This is a genomic window from Roseibium sp. QJM3NY_11, from assembly GCF_056173175.1.
The window spans coordinates 3,384,069-3,399,488 of the sequence record NZ_CM149660.1 but is presented as its reverse complement, the minus strand read 5'-3'; the positions used below and the strand labels follow the sequence as shown (position 1 = coordinate 3,399,488).

Sequence of the window (15,420 nt, the reverse complement as noted above, 5' to 3'; positions counted from 1 at the left end):
CTGCAGGCAACGGCCTTCGGATGCTAACAGAAGCGGTGCAACAGGAACCCTGCCGAATGTCCGAGCGATCCATCCATCACCGGTCTGAAAACACCGTCATCGCGTTCCTGCTGGCGATCGCCGGGATGTCCGCCTTCACACCCATATTTGCGGCAGGGAAACTCGCCGATGGCGCGCTGCCGCTCGCGGTGCTTGTCTGGCTGAGGTTTCTGGGGGGCGCCGTTACGATCCTGTCCGTCGCAGCGGTGAGACGGTCGCCTGCGTTCCTGCGCCCCAGTTCCCACTGGAAGCTGCATCTGCTGCGCGCTTTTTGCGGCGTCGGCGGTCTGGGCTGTACCATTTACGCTGCCAGCGTACTGCCCCTGGCGGACGCAACGGCCATCGGTCTGACCAAAGGCATCATTGCGATCGCACTGGCGGGCCTGATCCTTAAGGAAGTGGTCACAGGACGTCATTGGGTCGCCGGCGGGCTGTGCGCGCTGGGGGCATTCCTGGTGGTCATGGCGGTAGACAGCGGCGGTGGCAGCAGCAGGAAGCTGGTCCTCCCAGGTGTGGCCGCGGCTCTGCTGGGAGCCGTGTTCATGGCTAGCGAGGCCCTGATCATGCGTTTCGTCGCCCAGCGGGAGCACACGATCACGATCCTCGCCCATGTGAATGTCATCGCTGCCGTTCTGCTGACAGGCCCCGTGATCTGGGTGTTTGTCTCGCATGGCGTGGCCTGGAGGGATCTCCTGGGTTTCGCCTGGATGGGACCCCTGGCGATCCTGGGTCAATCCTTGAACCTGTCCGCCTACCGGCGCGCCGGCGCAGCGACGCTGGCGCCGGTCTTTTACGGCACCGTGCTGCTCTCGGCGGCCTTCGGCTATGTTGTCTGGGGCGAGATACCGGCCCCCGTTGCAGTGGCCGGCGCGGTCCTGATCGTCGCGGGCGGAGCCGTCCTGACGGTGCCCCGGGCGGCGTTGCGGGCCCCGCGTCAGGTCGCCAGCCTATTCACCAGAAAGGGCAGGCTCTGATCGAGGCGGTAGTCGAGCGAGGAGTGGTTGTCGGCAAACTCCTGGTAGACATGGTCCACGCCTGCGGCGTCCAGCTTCCTGTGAAGTTGCCGGGCGCCGTAGACCAGATTGTACTGATCAACGTCGCCACATTCGAGCCAGAGACCCTTGAGCGACCTGAGCGCATCGAGGTGCCTGTCGACGATCCGGACCGGATCATGTTCCAGCCAGGCATTCCAGCGCTCTTCGATGAGTTCGCACGTGTCCGGGTCGACGGGCAGGCGGATGCCGCAAAAAACGTCCGGGTCCGGGTCCGGATCGTAGGTCGCGGCCATTGCGAAGGTCATCAGGTCGTGCAGCGCATTGCCGGGAAATTTGGGGCCCTTCTCGAAATCCTTGACGAACGCCTCGATCGAGCCGGCCCTGGCGATGGCGCGCAGGGCACTGGGCATTTCCGGAAGATAACAAAGGTCGAATGCCATATCGCCCGAAAGACACGCGGCCGCGGACCAGACCTTCGGATACTTCATGGCATGAATGATGGCGCCGTAGCCGCCGGATGACTTGCCGAAGATGCCGCGTCTGCCGGACCCGCCGCACTTGAAACGGCCTTCGACATCCTCAAGCATTTCCGTGGTCAGCCACGTCGCCCAGGGACCCATGGCGTCGCTGTCGATGTACTGATTGCCGCCCAGGCGGGTGAAGCAGTCCGGAAACACGACCGAAACCGGCGGCAACTCGCCGTCGTGAATGAGTCGATCAAGCCTTTCGGGAACGTTTTCGCCGAAGTTCTTCCAGTTGACATGGGCGGGGCCCCCGGCCGTATAGCCGACGATATCCACCAGAAGCGGCAGCCCGTCGCCGTCATGGCCATGAGGTGTATAGACGACAATCTCGCGTGTCGCGGTGTCGCCCAGCCGATTCCGCCCAAGGATTTCAGATCTATGGGAAAACCGGTGCAGGTTGCCGGCTGGAATATCGAGACGCGCACGCATGGACAACTCCGGTTCGGGCGGGGACAGCGGGCCCATAGAATGCAAGTTCATGGAGTGGACGCAAGTGGGGGGCATCGCATTTCTTGACGGGTCACGATGCTGAGGCTAAGCCGGACGGATGATCAAGGCCTTTGTTTCCGGCTGTTCCGGACCGCAACTTACCGCTGACGAAATCGGTTTTTTCAGGGATGAGGCCCCCTGGGGACTGATCTTGTTTGCCCGCAATATCCAGACGCCGGATCAGGTCCTCGAACTTACGACGGAGTTCCGCAGGGCGGTCGGGCGCGACGACGCGCCGGTGCTGGTCGACCAGGAGGGCGGCCGTGTCCAGCGGCTCCGCCCCCCGCATTGGCGCAAGTATCCAGCTGCGAAAGTCTACGGGGATCTGTATCAGCGGGATGCGGAAGCGGCTCTGCGGGCCGCCTGGCTCGGAGCGCGGTTGATTGCCGGAGACCTCCAGCCGCTCGGTATCACCGTCGATTGCCTGCCCTGCCTGGATGTCCGGTTCCCAGATACGGTCGATGCCATCGGCGACAGGGCCTTTTCAACGGATCCGGAGGTCGTCGCGGACCTCGGCAAGGCGATGGTCGAGGGCGCACTGGCCGGTGGTGTTCTGCCGGTCATCAAGCATATCCCCGGACACGGCCGGGCACGGGTCGACAGCCATCTGGAACTGCCCCGCGTGGACGCTGGCCATTCTTCTCTGGAAAGCGTGGATTTTCGCCCCTTCAAGGCGCTTTCCCGGGTGTCATTGGGAATGACAGCGCATATTGTATACACGGACATCGATGCCGAGCGACCCGGCACCCACAGCGCGAAGATCATTCGCGGCATTATCAGGGAGACGATCGGTTTTGACGGTTGCCTGATGAGCGACGATATTTCGATGAAGGCGCTTGGCGGCACCTTCGACGAGCGCTCGCGCGCGATTATTGAAGCCGGCTGCGACATCGTCCTGCATTGCAACGGCGATCTGGAAGAAATGCGCGCAGTCGCCGCCGCGGTGCCTGAACTCTCCGGAAAAGCCGGAGAGCGGTGCGAGGCGGCGCTGAGCGGGCTGAGGGTACCGGATCCGGAATTCGACGGCCGGGAGGCCTGGAACGAGTTTCAGTCCCTGACGGGCTGGCAAGGGGTTTGACCGGAGCAGGAATGGCGGAGCTGGAAAGCAACAAGCAGATTGCGGAAGACGGCTCCTTCGATCTTCTGACAAGCGTCGCTGCAAGCGAGGACCACGCGAGTTCGGATCCGCAGCTGGTCGTGGATGTGGAGGGATTCGAGGGCCCGCTGGACCTGTTGCTCGGACTAGCGCGCACCCAGAAGGTCGATTTGGCCCGGATTTCAATCCTGGAACTGGTCGAGCAATATCTGGAATTTGTCACCGAGGCGCGCCGCATGCGGCTGGAACTGGCAGCCGACTATCTGGTCATGGCAGCCTGGCTCGCCTATCTGAAATCCAGGCTTCTGCTGCCCGAACAGAAGAACGAGGACGAGCCGACGGGCGAGGAACTGGCTGCCGCACTCGCCTTTCGCCTTCGGCGCCTGGAGGCCATGCGGGAGGTCTCCGAAAAACTCATGGCCAGAAACCGTCAGGGCAGGGAGGTGTTCCATCGCGGCGCGCCTGAAACCATGTCCGTCGAGCATAAAAGCATCTGGGACGCGTCGATCTACGATCTTCTGACCGCCTATGCGACCCAGAGGCAGCGTCAGTCGGTCACCTCGGTGCGGGTGCTCAGGCGCACGGTGTGGTCCCTGCAGGAGGCGCGGGAGCTGCTGGTCACTCTGGTGGGGCGGGTCAGCGAATGGGCGCCGCTCAATTCCTATTTGCAGGAATATCTTTACGACGACAAGGACCGGGCGACGATTGTTGCCAGCACCTTCTCGGCCAGCCTTGAAATGGTTCGGGAGGGGCAGGTGGAAATCCGGCAGGGCGAACCCTTCTCACCGGTCTACATCCGCTCGAAAGTCAGGGAACGCGATACTGATGGCTGATCCGGATCTTTATGACTTCGAACGCGAGGATCGCGCCGCCGCCGCCGCCGAGACCGGATCTGTGGATCTGGCGGGTCTGCGCATGGTCGAGGCATTGCTGTTTGCCGCCTCCGAGCCCCTGTCGCTCGAGGAGCTGACCCTGCGCCTTCCAGAGGGCACGGATGTGCTCGCCTTGCTGGAGACGCTTCAGGCCCAATATGCCACCCGTGGCGTCAACCTCGTCCGGCTTGCCGAAAAGTGGTGCTTTCGCACGGCGGAAGACCTGGCCTTCCTGATGCACCGGAATGTGGAGGAACAACGCAAACTGTCCCGCGCCGCGCTGGAGACACTGGCGATCATTGCCTATCACCAGCCTGTGACGCGCGCGGAAATCGAGGAAATCAGGGGCGTCTCGACTTCCAAGGGCACTCTCGATGTTCTGCTCGAAACCACCTGGATCCGCATGCGCGGGCGAAGGCGGACGCCCGGCAGGCCGGTCACCTATGGCACAACCGACCAGTTTCTGGTGCATTTCGGCCTGGAAAACGTGAAGGATCTGCCGGGTCTAGAGGAACTGAAGGGGGCGGGACTGCTGGACAGTGCCATCCCGGCATCCTTCCTGGTCCCGACACCAAACGACGCGCCGGCATTGACGGAAGAGGAGGATCCTCTAGAAGACGGGTGCTTGTTTGACGAAGATGCGGAAACGGTCGCCGAGGACTGATGCCAGATCATGACAAATTGAGTCCGTCCAAAGGGACCGGGCAGTCCCCGGGATGGGGCGCACCCGGCACCGCCGGCGCCACCATCGCTGCCGGGCTCGTGTTCGAGGACATCTGGCACGATTATGACGGTGTCGAATCCGTTCGGGACATGAGCCTGTCCATCGCACCGGGGGAAATCCTGTGTCTTCTGGGCCACTCGGGATGCGGCAAGACCACCTTGATGCGGATTGCCGCCGGTGTCGAACGCCAGAGCCGCGGCAGGGTGCTGATCAACGGCCGCGAAATATCGGGCGACACATATTTTCAGCCGCCGGAAAAACGCGGCGTCGGCCTGATGTTTCAGGACTACGCCCTGTTTCCCCACATGAGTATTTTGTCAAATGTCATGTTCGGCCTGACCAACATGCCCAGGACCGAGGCGCAGGCTGCGGCGCTCAGCGCGCTTGGCCGGGTCGGTTTGTCCAACTATGCGGCCGATTATCCCCATGCGCTGTCCGGCGGCGAGCAGCAGCGCGTCGCGCTCGCGCGCGCCCTGGTGCCGCGACCGGGCATTCTTTTGATGGACGAGCCGTTTTCGGGCCTGGACAAGCGCCTGCGCGACAATGTGCGCGACGAGACGCTGGCCGTGATCCGGGAGACCCGGGCGACGTGCATCATCGTCACGCACGATCCTGAAGAAGCGATGCGCATGGGCGATCGCATTGCCCTGATGCGGCGCGGACGACTGGTCCAGCATGGCACGGCGGCCGATCTTTACAAGACTCCGGTGGATCTGTTCGCCGCCCGGTTCTTCTCGGAACTGAACCAGCTGGAAGGTCTGGTCACATCCGCGGGCGTGGAGACGCCCGTCGGAGTTCTGGCCGCGAACGGGCTCGCCACCGGGCAGAAGGTCGACGTATGCGTCCGCCCGCAAGGCATCGTCCTGAACAACGCCGGCCTGTGCGGCGTGTCCGGTCGCATTCGTTCCAAACGATTTGTCGGTGAGGTGGATTTGCTGTCCATCGCCGTGGAGGGACTTGACCATCCCTTGCAGGCAAGAGTGCGCGCGGGCAGCTCCTGGGACGTGGGCGCGGACGTTGCAATAACGACTGATCCGAAAGACGTGCTTGTTTTTCCAAGGCATGAGACCCAGCTTTAGGATGAGTGCCCGGCTAATCATTCAGTCTAAGTGCGTGAAATGAACGGACGATGCCTGTTGCAGGGAGAGGGTCCTTTTTGTAAGAAGGGCGACAGGGCTTTAAAGCCAATTATCAGGAGTTCGGCGTATGGGCATTAGTATCTGGCAGATCTTGATCATCGCGGTGGTGGTGGTTCTGCTGTTCGGGCGTGGCAAAATCTCAGATCTTATGGGTGATGTTGCCAAGGGAATCAAAAGCTTCAAGAAAGGCATGTCCGAAGACGACACGGCCGACGCCCCCAAGACCATCGATCATCAGGCCGGCGAATCGGTTCCGTCCGAAAAAGCTGAAGATCAGACCAAAGCGAGCTGATCTCAATCCGCATCGCGTCTCCCTAAGGGACGGAACATCTCATGTTCGATATCGGCTGGACCGAACTCTTGGTGATTGCCTGCGTGGCGATCATCGTTGTGGGGCCAAAAGACCTGCCGCGCATGCTGCGCTCGCTCGGGCAGACGATGGGACAACTGCGGCGCATGTCGCGGGAGTTCCAGTCGACGTTCAATGACGCGCTGCGCGAGGCCGAAAAGCAGGCCGACATCTCCGACATGAAGAAGCAGGTGGAAGAGGCGGCGAACTTCAATCCGCTGGGCGACATCAAGAAATCCATCGAGGAGACGGCGGCCAAGACGGGCGCGGGTGCCGGGGATGCAGCTGAAAAGGCGGCATCGGCCGAGCCGGTCGTGACCGGGTCTGCGCCCGGAGCCAATCCCGAACCCGAACCTGAAGCGGCTGACAGCGCCTCCGGCAAGACGGTGGCTGCCGAAACAGCGCCGCCCGATCCCGAAACCAAACCGGACGTTCAGCCGGTGACGGAAGATGTGAAGGCATGAGCCAGGAAGATATAGAAGCCTCGAAGGCGCCCCTGATCGAACATCTCATCGAATTGCGCCAGCGGCTGATGTGGTCGATCGGCGCCATACTGGTGATGTTCATCTTCTGCTTCTATTTCGCGACCGACATCTACAACATCCTGACAGTTCCCTATATCCGGGCGGCGGGCGAGGGGCACCCGGTGGAGATGATCTTCACCGCGCCGCAGGAGTGGTTTTTCACCCAGTTGAAGCTTGCCCTGTTCGGGGCGCTGTTCCTGGCATTTCCTGTTGTCGCCAGCCAGATCTACATGTTCGTTGCGCCCGGATTGTACAAGAACGAACGCGGCGCCTTCCTGCCGTTCCTGTTCGCGACCCCGATCCTGTTCCTGATCGGGGCCTGCCTGGTCTATTTTCTCGTGATGCCGATGGCGATGGGCTTCTTCCTGTCCCAGGAGCAGCTGGCGACCGAGGGCAAGGTCGCCATCCAGCACCTGGCCAAGGTCAGCGAATATCTCGGCCTGATCATGGTCCTCATCTTTGCGTTCGGGCTGGTGTTTCAGCTTCCGGTCGTTCTGACCCTTCTGGGCCGGGCAGGGATGGTTTCGGCGGAAACACTCAGGCACAAGCGCAAATACGCGGTTGTCGGTGCTTTCGCGGCTGCTGCAATATTGACACCACCGGACCCGATCTCGCAGATCGGTCTTGCGCTGCCTACGCTGCTTCTCTACGAAGTCTCCATTCTGTCTGTCAGACTGGTGGAGCGCCAGCGCGCCGAACGAGAGGCCCAACGCGAGGCCGAGCGTGAAGCGGAAGACGCGGCTGCCTGATCCGGCACGGCCGGCTCCCCGGACTGCCTGACGGATTTCACTGGAAACGACCGTCGTTCGGGAAGCGAAGATGTTTGATATTAGATGGATACGGGACAACGCAGAGGCATTTGACCAGGCTTTGGCAAAGCGGGGCCATGAAGCCTCCTCCGCCAGACTGATCGCGCTCGACGATGCCCGCCGCTCTCACATCACCAGGCTTCAGGACGCCCAGGAACGGCGTAATGCCGCGTCCAGGGAAATCGGCAAGGCCAAGGGTTCCGGCGACGAGGCCCGCGCGCAGGAACTCATCGACGAGGTCGCGCAGATCAAGTCCTTCATCCAGTCGGGTGAAGAGGAAGAGCGAAAGCTCGTCGCCGACCTGGAAGCGGCCATGGCCGTCATTCCCAATCTGCCTCATGACGATGTGCCTGCCGGCGCGGACGAGGCCGACAATGTTCTCCTGAGAACCCATGGCGAAAGACCGGTCTTTTCCTTCAATACGGCACCGAAGGAACATTTTGAACTGGGCGAAGAGCTGGACGGCATGGACTTTTCCACCGCCTCGAAGCTGTCCGGGTCGCGCTTTGTTGTCCTGAAGGGGCAGATTGCGCGGCTGGAACGGGCGCTCGGCCAGTTCATGATCGACCTGCACACGACTGAAAACGGCTATACGGAAGTGTCGCCGCCGCTTCTGGTGCATGACGCACCGTTGTACGGCACCGGTCAATTGCCGAAATTCGAAGAAGATCTCTTCAGGACCAGTTCGGACCACTACCTGATTCCGACGGCCGAAGTACCGCTGACCAACCTGGTCGCAGGCGAAATTCTGGCCGAAGAGCAGTTGCCGCTGCGCGTGGCGGCGCTGACCTATTGTTTCCGCTCCGAGGCCGGCTCGGCCGGGCGCGACACGCGTGGCATGCTGCGTCAGCACCAGTTTCTGAAATGCGAGCTTGTCTCCGTGACGAAGCCAGAAGACTCGCTCGACGAGCTGGAACGCCTGCTGGGCTGCGCGGAACTGGTGCTCCAGAAACTCGGGCTGCACTACCGCGTGATGACGCTGTGCACCGGCGACATGGGCTTTGGTGCCCGCAAGACCTACGACATCGAGGTCTGGCTGCCAGGCCAGGACACCTATCGCGAAATTTCGTCCTGTTCCGTCTGCGGCGATTTCCAGGCGCGGCGCATGCATGCCCGCTACCGGCCCGCGGATGCCAAACAGACCGTCCACGTCCACACGCTCAATGGTTCGGGCATCGCGGTCGGCCGGGCCCTGATCGCCGTCCTGGAGAACTACCAGAACGGCGACGGCACGATCACGGTTCCTGAAGTCCTCAGGCCCTATATGGCTGGTCTGGACAAGATCGGTTAGTCACGTGGCCCCCGTGGGGTCACCGGATGCTCGAGTTGACGGACGGCAGGCAACCGGCTTTGCCGTCCTCGCCTCGTCCATTTGGACCTCCGTCCTGCCGCTGCCTCGGCACGGCATCTCAACAAGCTCAGGAGCAGATCACGCATGCGCATTCTGATCACCAATGACGACGGCATTGAATCGCCCGGTCTTGCGGTCCTTGAGACCATTGCCCGGACCCTGTCGGACGATGTCTGGGTCGTCGCGCCGGAGACGGATCAGAGCGGCGTGGCCCATTCCCTGACCTTGAGCGATCCATTGCGCCTCAGACGCATCGATGACCGTCACTTTGCTCTCAAGGGCACGCCGACGGACTGCGTGATCATGGGAGTGCGCAAGGTTCTGCCCGAATTGCCGGATCTCGTGCTGTCCGGCATCAACAGAGGACAGAACCTGGCCGAGGACGTCACATATTCAGGGACTGTCGCCGGGGCGATCGAAGGGGCCATTCTCGGGATCCGGTCCATCGCCGTTTCCCAGGCCTACAACTGGGATGTGCGTTCCGAGCCGGACTATTCCAACGCCGAAGCCCACGCTCCGGATCTGTTCAGGAAACTGATCGACTTCACCCTGCCGCCCTTTACCCTGCTCAATGTCAATTTCCCCGCGTGTCCGGTACAGGACGTCAAGGGGGTCAAGGTGACCGTGCAGGGGCATCATGAGCAGAGCGGGCTCTCCATCGATGAACGCGAGGACGGACGGGGCTACCCTTACTACTGGCTGCGTTTCCGGGACCGGGGCAAATCCGTTCTTGATAATTCGGACCTGCAGGCAATTGCCGATGGATATGTCTCCGTTTCGCCGCTACGCATAGATCTGACGGCCCACGATCTGGTAACACACCTGGCGGGGGCGCTTCAGTAGTCCCGGGCGGGGAGCAGGAGAGTAACGCATGGCCGGCCAGTCTCCGGACGGAGAGCATAGGGCAGGGGCCACCGGATTGCCGGACGAGGCAGAGGCGCGCGCAGCGCTGGTTCTTGCCCTGAGACGGCGCGGCGTCGGCGCGCGCGACGTGCTGGCTGCGATCGAGCGCGTTCCAAGACGCCTGTTTCTCCCGGCCAGGTACCACGGCCTTGCCTACGAGGACACGGCCCTGCCGATCGAGTGCGGCCAGACCTTGTCGGCACCGTCCATGATCGCGGTCTGTGTCCAGGCACTGGCGATGGCGCCGGAACATGCGGTCCTGGAGATCGGCACCGGCTCCGGCTATCAGGCCGCCGTAATGGCGCATCTCGCTGCCCGTGTGGAAACACTGGACCGCTTTGCCACGCTCACGGAACTTGCAACCAAACGTTTTGCGGCGCTCAGGCTGGAAAATGTCAAGGCCCGGCAGCAGGACGGGTTCGACGGTCTCAGGCAACAGGGCCCCTATGACCGAATCGTCGTCAACGCGGCGGTCGAAGCCGTGCCGGACAGTTGGGTGGAGCAGTTGAAGCCCGGCGGTATTCTGGTGGCGCCGATCGGAAAGCCCAATCAGCTTCAGTCGCTCATAAGATTTCAAAAAACCGATGATGTGATGACGGCGGAAACCTTAAGTCCCTTGCGCACGGTAATGCTGCGCCCGGGACTGGCCAGGAAGCTCTGATCCGCTGCATTGAGCCAATCGCAACCTGCCCCGCAGGCCTGCGGGGATTGGCAATCCCGCTTGTCGATTTTTACCTTGAAAGGCCCGGGACCCGGTGTCCGCAGGTGGCTGCCTGTTGGGAAATATGGGCTTTTCGGGAATTAGTCCGGCGGCCTTTAGCCTTTATAAACCTTACTGCCGTCTACTCTTAACCATAACAGTCATTGCAAACGGTTAGAGTTGAGGCGATGAAAAAGCGGATGCGTACCCTCCGCAGGGATCTTTTGGGCAAGGTGGCGACGGTGTCGCTTGTAGCAGCTGCGCTTGCGGGATGTTCCGGCGCGGTTGAACGGTTTGGTGAATCTCCCTATTACACCGGAAACACCCAGAATCAGCGCGATATTCTGAACGGTGCGGACACGCAGCCGACTTATCAGGACATCGTCTCAGGTCCCGGGGGAACTTCGGCCGGATTGCCTCCGGCGTCCTCCGCGCCGATAACAACCGGATCGGTGCCGAACAGGCCTTCCACTGTGCAGCGGGCGCCGATTCCGGCCGCCGCGGCCCAGCCGATCGTGGCCGCGCGACCGGCCAGTGTCGCAAGTCCGGCTCCTGTCGCCTCGTTGCCGGCACCCGAAGTCGCAAGGCCTGCCGCCGTGCAGGGCGCGCGGAGCTGGAAGGGCTGGACATCTGCCGGCGGAACACAGGTGCAGCTCCGCCAGGGAGACAGTCTCAATTCGGTTGCGCGCCGATATGGCGTGCCCATTCAGGCCCTGGTGGCCGTGAACGGCATCGAGGATCCTTCAAAGGTTCGCCCGGGGCAGAACGTCATCATTCCGACTTATGTCTATTCGGACCGGAACGGCCATTCGAGCGCCACGGAAGGCGAGAATGGCCGCGTCAAGTTGCCCAGTGTCAGTCGCAAGGAAACCGTTGTCACCGGTGCTATTCCGACCGCCGCCGGCAACGTGCGTCCGGATCACAAGCCTGCCGGCCAGCCGAGTTTCGACGATATTGTTCGCGGCGATGCCGGGGCCGGCGCAGTCCAGCCCGTTCGGGTCAGCACATTGCCCCGCCGCAAGCCCGGAGACGGGAGCCGGTCATCGACCGGGCCTGCGACGCAGCCATTGACCACGGCGTCGATCTCTTCCAGCGCAGCCGCTTCGAATATTCCGACGCCGCGCCGTCAGCCCGCGGTTGCCCCGTCGCGCCGGGATGCCGTCGCAGCCGCTCCTGCAGCGCCTGTCGGTGGTTCGGGGCTTCCGCAGCCGTCACTGACCCAGGAAGCCAGGCCGTCCCAGCCGATCAAGACCCCCGCAGTTGTCGCCAGTGTCCGCGAGGACAGCGCCGCAACCGAAAAGTTCCGCTGGCCGGTGCGCGGCCGGATCATTTCCGATTTCGGTGCCAAACCGGGCGGTGGCCGGAACGAAGGGGTGAATCTCGCGGTCCCGGAAGGCACGCAGGTTCATGCCGCCGGTGATGGAACCGTCATCTATTCCGGGAACGAATTGAAGGGCTACGGCAATCTTATCCTTGTCCGCCACGCCGATGGCTGGGTATCGGCCTATGCCCACAACAGTGAATTGAAAGTCAAGCGCGGCGACACCATTCGCCGCGGTGATGTGGTGGCGCTCGCGGGTGCGACCGGCTCGGTCAATCAGCCTCAGGTGCATTTCGAACTGCGCGAGGGCAACAAGCCGGTAGATCCCCTGAAACACCTGCCCAGACGCTGACGCACTGTCCGCGACCAGCCTGAAACCCGGCCGTTGAGCCGGGTTTTTTGTGTGTCGACCTGATTGGGACTCTGGGCCGGACTTACATGCTGTCCAGGGAAAGCGGCTTGCCGAGCCGGCCCGCAAGATCCTGGATGAACTGAAAAGCCACCCGGCCGGAGCGGCTGCCGCGCGTCGTCGCCCACTCCAGTGCCTGTGCCCGCAAGTCCTCTTCGGACGTTCTCGATTCCGAAATGAGCGGCGTAGCCGCGAACCATGTCCAGATAATCGTCCTGACTGCATTTGTGAAAACCGAGCCAGAGCCCGAATCTGTCCGACAGGGAAACCTTTTCCTCGACCGCTTCCGCCGGGTTTATTGCCGTCGAGCGCTCGTTCTCGATCATGTCACGCGGCAAGAGGTGCCGCCGGTTGGACGTTGCGTAGAAGATGACATTGTCGGGACGGCCCTCAATGCCGCCCTCCAGCACTGCTTTCAGCGATTTGTAGGAGGTGTCGTCATTGTCGAAACTGAGATCGTCGCAAAAGACGATGAACCGGTAGGGCGCGGCGCGCATGCGGGTCATCAGTTTCGGCAGGGACTCAATGTCTTCGCGATGAATTTCGACCAGTTTGATATCCGTGTTTGCGTTTTCCCGGTTGACCGCCGCATGGGCCGCCTTGACCAGCGAGGATTTGCCCATGCCGCGCGCGCCCCACAGCAGCGCGTTGTTCGCCGGCAGACCGCGTGCGAATCGCCTTGTGTTGTCGAGCAGGAGATCGCGCACATGCGAAACGGCGCACAACAAAGTGATGTCAACGCGATTCACCTTTGTGACGGGGTGGAGTTCTCCGGGCTCCGGCACCCAGGCGAAGGCATCTGCGGCGGACCAGTCGGTTTCGCGTGCCGGAGCCGGGACGGCCCGGCTGATCAGCTCGATCAGGGAATCGAGTTTGGCGTTCAAGGTGGCGATATCGTTTTGCGCGCTCATTGTGCTTGCAAGCCCCGTCAAAAAGGCCCATGTGAGGCCCTGAGAAAATCGACGGCAGCAGTAACATGGTGTAGCGGCCGCGAAAACGACGGTTATTCGCATACCGGTACGCCGGAAACTGCCTGCAAAGCTTGAAATGAGGCGCGCCGCCGTTATAGTCCGCGCGACCAGAACGAGAGCGTTTTTGCCGGAGGCCAAAGCCAGGCATGCCGGACGACGAAGACGCCGCTTAGGAGTAGTATATGTTCATCACACCAGCCTTCGCACAGGGAATGGGTCCGGCCGGAGCTTCCAGCTTCCTGATCCAGATTCTGCCTTTCGTGGCGATCTTCGCGATCATGTATTTTCTGATCATCCGTCCGCAGCGCCAACGGGTGAAGCGGCATCAGGAAATGGTTGCCAACCTTCGCCGCGGCGACACCATCGTCACCACCGGCGGTCTTATCGGCAAGGTGTCCAAAGTCGTCGACGATGGCGAAATACAGGTAGAGCTGGCCGAAGGCATGAAGGTGCGCGTTGTTCGCGCCATGGTGCAGGAAGTGCGCTCCAAGACCGAACCGGCGAAAGAAAACGGCTGATTTTCCGCCGCGTCGTTTAGGAACTATGCCGGGCCGGTATCAATCGGCCTGGCCGCTTTTAAGGCTTGACCATGCTCTATTTCGCTCGCTGGAAGATCGCGCTGATCCTGCTTGTGGTTGCCGTTGGCATCGTGACGACCCTGCCGAACTTCTTTTCCGCCAAACAGCTTGAAAGCTGGCCGGGTTTTCTGCCGAAGAGCCAGATGGTTCTGGGGCTGGATCTGCGAGGCGGCGCCTATCTGCTCTATGAAATCGACGAGCAGGACTATATCGAAAAACGCTACAAGGTTCTTGAGAGCGACATTCGCGAGGCGCTTCTGCGGGATGGTACGCGTATCGGTTATACCGGTCTGGGGGCTCGCAACGACGGTGTCCAGGTCCGCATCCGCGACCTGACGCGTCTGGAAGAAGCCGAAGAACGGCTGGAACCTCTGGTCAATCCGCTGGTGTCCAACCTGTTCGGCGGTCAGCCCGTCAACGAATTCGAGATGACGGTCAACGATGACGGTCTGGTCCGGTTCACCTATTCGGACCAGGGTCTCGAAGACCGTATGACGAATATCGTGCAGCAATCGATCGAGGTTATCCGCCGCCGCGTCGATGAACTCGGCACCACGGAACCCAGCATCCAGCGCCAGGGAGCCGACCGCATCCTTGTGGAAGCACCGGGAGAGGACGATCCCGAGCGGCTGAAGGATGTGATCGGGACAACCGCGCAGCTCACGTTTCACATGGTCGACACCTCGATGTCCGGTGAACAGGCGATGCAGAACCGCCCGCCTGTCGGCACGGTGGTGATGATGTCGGTGGACGATCCGCCGTTTCCCTATCTGCTTGAAGAAGCACCGCTCCTGTCGGGTGAGGATCTTGTCGACGCACAGGTCACCTTCGATCAACGGTCCAACGAACCGGTCGTGAACTTTCGCTTCAACCAGTCCGGTGCCCGCAAGTTTTCCCTGGTGACCCAGCAGAATGTCGGCCGTCCGTTCGCGATCGTGCTTGACAACGAGGTCATTTCCGCGCCGGTCATTCGTGAACCGATCACCGGCGGGTCCGGGCAGATCTCCGGCAGTTTCACCGTCGACAGCGCCAACGATCTCGCCGTGCTGCTTCGTGCCGGGGCTTTGCCGGCCAGGCTGACGGTGATGGAGGAACGGTCGATCGGTCCGGGTCTGGGAGCCGATTCCGTCGAGGCCGGGAAACTGGCTTCCATCATCGCGGGTATCGCCGTGATCGTGTTCATGGTCCTGGCATACGGTCGCTTCGGGTTCATTGCGGACCTGGCGCTCATGGCGAACATCTTCCTCATATTCGGTGCCCTGACGGTGCTGCAGGCCACGCTGACGCTGCCGGGAATTGCCGGTATCGTGCTGACCATCGGCATGGCGGTGGACGCGAATGTGCTCATCTTCGAGCGCATCCGCGAGGAATCCCGGGCAGGGCGCTCGGTGATTTCGGCCATCGACGCCGGCTACAGCCGGGCGCTTGGCACCATCCTGGATGCCAACATCACCACGCTTATTGCCGCGGTGATCCTGTTCCAGCTCGGGTCAGGCCCCGTGCGCGGCTTCGCCGTGACGCTGGCGATCGGGATCTTCACCACCGTGTTCACGGCCTTCACCTTCAGCCGGTTGCTTGTGGCTCTGTGGATCCGAAAGCGCCGTCCGTCCAAATTGCCGATTTGATC

15 protein-coding genes and 1 pseudogene are annotated in these 15,420 nt (G+C 61.9%); 14 read left to right on the top strand and 2 right to left on the bottom strand.

From position 1 onward, the window contains the following. Window positions 1-56 precede the first annotated feature (56 nt). Window positions 57-1,013, top strand: a complete 957-nt coding sequence (locus AC0VX3_RS15715; RefSeq protein WP_475521297.1) for a DMT family transporter — start codon at window positions 57-59, stop codon at window positions 1,011-1,013. Here AC0VX3_RS15715 and AC0VX3_RS15710 read toward each other — a convergent pair. Then, window positions 974-1,987, bottom strand: a complete 1,014-nt coding sequence (locus AC0VX3_RS15710) for an alpha/beta hydrolase (protein ID WP_475521296.1) — start codon at window positions 1,985-1,987, stop codon at window positions 974-976. The genes AC0VX3_RS15715 and AC0VX3_RS15710 overlap by 40 nt on opposite strands. Before the next feature lie 118 nt (window positions 1,988-2,105). Between AC0VX3_RS15710 and nagZ the strand changes: the two genes are divergently transcribed. From nagZ to AC0VX3_RS15655, 11 genes are all read left to right on the top strand, one after another. Then, complete coding sequence (nagZ, locus tag AC0VX3_RS15705; protein WP_475521295.1) at window positions 2,106-3,125, top strand: beta-N-acetylhexosaminidase; 1,020 nt, start codon at window positions 2,106-2,108, stop codon at window positions 3,123-3,125. 11 nt (window positions 3,126-3,136) lie between these two features. Continuing rightward, entirely contained in the window at window positions 3,137-3,976 is an 840-nt protein-coding gene (locus tag AC0VX3_RS15700; RefSeq protein WP_475521294.1) for a segregation and condensation protein A, read from the top strand. Then, window positions 3,969-4,679, top strand: a complete 711-nt coding sequence (gene scpB, locus AC0VX3_RS15695) for an SMC-Scp complex subunit ScpB (RefSeq protein WP_475521293.1) — start codon at window positions 3,969-3,971, stop codon at window positions 4,677-4,679. Before AC0VX3_RS15700 ends, scpB begins: the two co-directional genes overlap by 8 nt. After that, window positions 4,679-5,818 (top strand): ABC transporter ATP-binding protein, encoded by a 1,140-nt coding sequence (locus AC0VX3_RS15690; protein ID WP_475521292.1) that lies wholly within the window; start codon window positions 4,679-4,681, stop codon window positions 5,816-5,818. Before scpB ends, AC0VX3_RS15690 begins: the two co-directional genes overlap by 1 nt. A 127-nt stretch (window positions 5,819-5,945) precedes the next feature. Then, window positions 5,946-6,170: a twin-arginine translocase TatA/TatE family subunit gene (locus tag AC0VX3_RS15685; RefSeq protein ID WP_475521291.1), complete on the top strand. Its 225-nt coding sequence runs from the start codon at window positions 5,946-5,948 to the stop codon at window positions 6,168-6,170. A 41-nt stretch (window positions 6,171-6,211) separates the two neighbouring features. Next, window positions 6,212-6,691 carry a Sec-independent protein translocase protein TatB gene (tatB, locus tag AC0VX3_RS15680; RefSeq protein ID WP_475521290.1) on the top strand — a complete coding sequence of 160 codons (480 nt, stop codon included), beginning with the start codon at window positions 6,212-6,214 and terminating at the stop codon, window positions 6,689-6,691. Then, window positions 6,688-7,500 (top strand): twin-arginine translocase subunit TatC, encoded by an 813-nt coding sequence (gene tatC, locus AC0VX3_RS15675; RefSeq protein ID WP_342894831.1) that lies wholly within the window; start codon window positions 6,688-6,690, stop codon window positions 7,498-7,500. The genes tatB and tatC overlap by 4 nt, the downstream gene beginning before the upstream one ends. Before the next feature lie 70 nt (window positions 7,501-7,570). After that, on the top strand, window positions 7,571-8,851 hold the full coding sequence (gene serS / locus AC0VX3_RS15670; RefSeq protein ID WP_475521289.1) for a serine--tRNA ligase: 1,281 nt from the start codon (window positions 7,571-7,573) through the stop codon (window positions 8,849-8,851). A gap of 144 nt (window positions 8,852-8,995) precedes the next feature. After that, window positions 8,996-9,754, top strand: a complete 759-nt coding sequence (gene surE, locus AC0VX3_RS15665) for a 5'/3'-nucleotidase SurE (protein WP_475521288.1) — start codon at window positions 8,996-8,998, stop codon at window positions 9,752-9,754. A 28-nt stretch (window positions 9,755-9,782) separates the two neighbouring features. Further along, the gene (locus AC0VX3_RS15660) at window positions 9,783-10,475 is read left to right on the top strand and encodes a protein-L-isoaspartate(D-aspartate) O-methyltransferase (RefSeq protein ID WP_475521287.1); all 693 of its coding nucleotides are present in this window, start codon (window positions 9,783-9,785) and stop codon (window positions 10,473-10,475) included. Window positions 10,476-10,714: 239 nt separating this feature from the next. Beyond that, window positions 10,715-12,187 carry a peptidoglycan DD-metalloendopeptidase family protein gene (locus AC0VX3_RS15655; protein WP_475521286.1) on the top strand — a complete coding sequence of 491 codons (1,473 nt, stop codon included), beginning with the start codon at window positions 10,715-10,717 and terminating at the stop codon, window positions 12,185-12,187. 82 nt (window positions 12,188-12,269) lie between these two features. On the opposite strand, the pseudogene AC0VX3_RS15650 reads toward AC0VX3_RS15655, so the two are convergent. Next, a pseudogene (locus AC0VX3_RS15650) lies at window positions 12,270-13,155 on the bottom strand (ATP-binding protein). Between the two features lie 242 nt (window positions 13,156-13,397). Here AC0VX3_RS15650 and yajC point away from each other — a divergent pair. Together yajC and secD are read left to right on the top strand one after the other, a co-directional pair. After that, window positions 13,398-13,733, top strand: a complete 336-nt coding sequence (yajC, locus tag AC0VX3_RS15645; RefSeq protein ID WP_348147766.1) for a preprotein translocase subunit YajC — start codon at window positions 13,398-13,400, stop codon at window positions 13,731-13,733. 71 nt (window positions 13,734-13,804) lie between these two features. Continuing rightward, a complete protein-coding gene (secD, locus tag AC0VX3_RS15640; protein ID WP_475521285.1) occupies window positions 13,805-15,418 on the top strand; it encodes a protein translocase subunit SecD in 1,614 nt (537 codons plus the stop codon). Window positions 15,419-15,420: the final 2 nt, after the last annotated feature.

Bases quoted from the DNA above. Each gene is read 5' to 3' on its own strand.
- AC0VX3_RS15655 (WP_475521286.1), top strand. From the start codon at position 10,715: ATGCGTACCCTCCGCAGGGATCTTTTGGGCAAGGTGGCGACGGTGTCG.
- AC0VX3_RS15715 (WP_475521297.1), top strand. From the start codon at position 57: ATGTCCGAGCGATCCATCCATCACCGGTCTGAAAACACCGTCATCGCG.
- AC0VX3_RS15685 (WP_475521291.1), top strand. From the start codon at position 5,946: ATGGGCATTAGTATCTGGCAGATCTTGATCATCGCGGTGGTGGTGGTT.
- AC0VX3_RS15710 (WP_475521296.1), bottom strand. From the start codon at position 1,987: ATGCGTGCGCGTCTCGATATTCCAGCCGGCAACCTGCACCGGTTTTCC.
- AC0VX3_RS15690 (WP_475521292.1), top strand. From the start codon at position 4,679: ATGCCAGATCATGACAAATTGAGTCCGTCCAAAGGGACCGGGCAGTCC.
- AC0VX3_RS15660 (WP_475521287.1), top strand. From the start codon at position 9,783: ATGGCCGGCCAGTCTCCGGACGGAGAGCATAGGGCAGGGGCCACCGGA.
- yajC (WP_348147766.1), top strand. From the start codon at position 13,398: ATGTTCATCACACCAGCCTTCGCACAGGGAATGGGTCCGGCCGGAGCT.
- serS (WP_475521289.1), top strand. From the start codon at position 7,571: ATGTTTGATATTAGATGGATACGGGACAACGCAGAGGCATTTGACCAG.
- tatB (WP_475521290.1), top strand. From the start codon at position 6,212: ATGTTCGATATCGGCTGGACCGAACTCTTGGTGATTGCCTGCGTGGCG.
- scpB (WP_475521293.1), top strand. From the start codon at position 3,969: ATGGCTGATCCGGATCTTTATGACTTCGAACGCGAGGATCGCGCCGCC.
- nagZ (WP_475521295.1), top strand. From the start codon at position 2,106: ATGATCAAGGCCTTTGTTTCCGGCTGTTCCGGACCGCAACTTACCGCT.
- surE (WP_475521288.1), top strand. From the start codon at position 8,996: ATGCGCATTCTGATCACCAATGACGACGGCATTGAATCGCCCGGTCTT.
- tatC (WP_342894831.1), top strand. From the start codon at position 6,688: ATGAGCCAGGAAGATATAGAAGCCTCGAAGGCGCCCCTGATCGAACAT.
- AC0VX3_RS15700 (WP_475521294.1), top strand. From the start codon at position 3,137: ATGGCGGAGCTGGAAAGCAACAAGCAGATTGCGGAAGACGGCTCCTTC.
- secD (WP_475521285.1), top strand. From the start codon at position 13,805: ATGCTCTATTTCGCTCGCTGGAAGATCGCGCTGATCCTGCTTGTGGTT.